The following is a 2,091-nucleotide window of genomic DNA, read 5'->3' on the forward strand; positions in this document are numbered from 1 at the left end:
GTGGAGATAATCAAAAAGTTATCAAATAACAAATTCGCACTCCAAACAAACGATGGTAAAACCATAATCATAGATCAAATTTATACTAGATTTATGCCAAATAATCAAAATGATATAAATTTAATAGACGATAAGGATAAATTTTACCCAAAACCGCTTAAAATTTGGGCGTAAGGTAGTGTATATTTTTGAAGCTTTATAGAGTTATTTAAAGAGTTTAAAATAAACCAAAATATATTAACCTATTTTTGTTATCGCCGATTTATGGATTATATTTTAAATATAAGGAGATTTGATGAAAAAAATTGCTTTAGCAACTATTTTTTTAGTTTCTGCTCTTTTTTCAGCAGATAATTTTATCTTTGAAAAAGTAAATAACCCAAAAGAGATTTTAAGTAAAATTTCTACTAAAAAGCTAAGCAGATCCAAACAAAGTGTTCGCTCTTACACTCCACTTCCTATAGATCAGTTTGTGTTTGATTCAAATTTAGATGAGCTTACAAGCGTTTCAAGTGGCGGACAGCTTTTATTTTATTTGGCTTATAATAAAGTTCAAAATGACCCTACTAAAACTTTCAATGTTAATATCCCAGAAGTTGATACATCTACTGGATATCGTTGTGATTACGATGGCTCACATCAAGCAATATGTAGCTTTAAAGAGTTTTATCATAGAGTGGAATATGCTAACAATAGTGTTGGTGGTTGGTTTTATTTTAGCGGGTATCCATCTAGCGATGATGAATTTGTTTTAATAAATAGAATAAACACAAAAAGAGGGAATGCAGAACCTTTGATGTTAGATACTCCGTCTTATAGAAAACCACATTTTAGAGTATTTGTTGATACTTATGGTAAGCTTAGTGTCACATTTACCTTGGTAACTGGTGGTACTCAAACAGTATCAACACCACAGGCTATACCTTTAAATACAAATGTTTATCTTCAAGCCAACAATAGCGGAATAAACTATGAAGTAGGCTGGACTACACTTGATGGAACTAGCTCAAGAGCAAGTGGAAGTCATCAAGGATTTTCTATCCCAGCTGATATAGATGAGCATAGGGTAGCTAGAAATAATAACACTACTTGTCAGTCTGGGCCTAACGATATAGGCGTACCTACTGCAAAAAATTCAGGTTGTATAAAAATATCACTTAAGTCAGATTTAAGCGATATTGATTTAGCAAATCAAAATGCAATTGATGACGAAAAATTAGAATTATTTGCCAAAGTTAATGCTATGAAAAATTTCTTTTGGAATTATAAAATTGATATGTTTGCAGATATGAATGCAACAGATATTAGCAATAGAGCTATGTATCAAAGTGATATGTCGCTTGTTATAGATGGAAATTTGATAAATAAGATACTTTCAGATCTATCTGGTGCTACAAATTATTTTGATAATGGTGAGCTTAGAGTTTATATCGATGAAAACTATAATGTTATAGTTGCTGATATTAGGGCATATTAATCTTGTAAGCCTTATGTAATTTATATAAGGCTTTATAATCTTAAAGTTAAGGAAATATAATGAAAATAAATTCATCTATAAATTTAAATATAACTTCTAACCAATCAAATTTTTCATTTATGCAAAATGTTAGCAATGTATTTGAATATAATCCAAATCAAGCAATAAAAATGCAAAGAGACCCTAATCAAGCTTCATATTTTTATGGTGATATGCCAACTTTTCTTGTACCACACGATGCCCAAAAATCATTAATTAAATTAGATAATAAAGATTATATTTCTTACTTTAAAACCACACTTCATTATGTTGTAGATGAAGAAACTTATAAAAATTTAACGTCTAAGTTAAACTCAAGTACCTTAAATTATCTTTTATTTAAAGAAGGAAATTTAGACTTAAACACACAGGTTATAGATGAAAAGCAGATATTTAAAATAATGATTGATGATATGATAATAGAGCAAACACAAAATATTTTAGGCGTAACAAGCAGACATGAATATTCTATGTATTCTTTTGGAAATGATGTGCGTTTAAACTACAGCTACGCAAATAAATTTAGTCCAAATGCTGGGAATTATAAGGCTGATAACTACTCAAATCAAAACTAC

General features: G+C 29.3%; 2 protein-coding genes. Both read left to right on the plus strand.

The window, feature by feature from the left end; translation table 11 throughout:
- The first annotated feature begins 295 nt into the window (after positions 1-295).
- Positions 296-1,477, plus strand: a complete 1,182-nt coding sequence (locus CCAL9328_RS10480) for a hypothetical protein (RefSeq protein WP_096028774.1) — start codon at positions 296-298, stop codon at positions 1,475-1,477.
- A 59-nt stretch (positions 1,478-1,536) separates the two neighbouring features.
- Positions 1,537-2,091: hypothetical protein (locus tag CCAL9328_RS10485; protein WP_170000618.1), on the plus strand; the 555-nt coding region annotated here is incomplete at its 3' end.

The organism is Campylobacter sp. RM9328, from assembly GCF_012978615.1.

Excerpts from the sequence above, each read along its gene's own strand:
- CCAL9328_RS10480 (WP_096028774.1), top strand. The coding sequence starts at position 296 with ATGAAAAAAATTGCTTTAGCAACTATTTTTTTAGTTTCTGCTCTTTTT.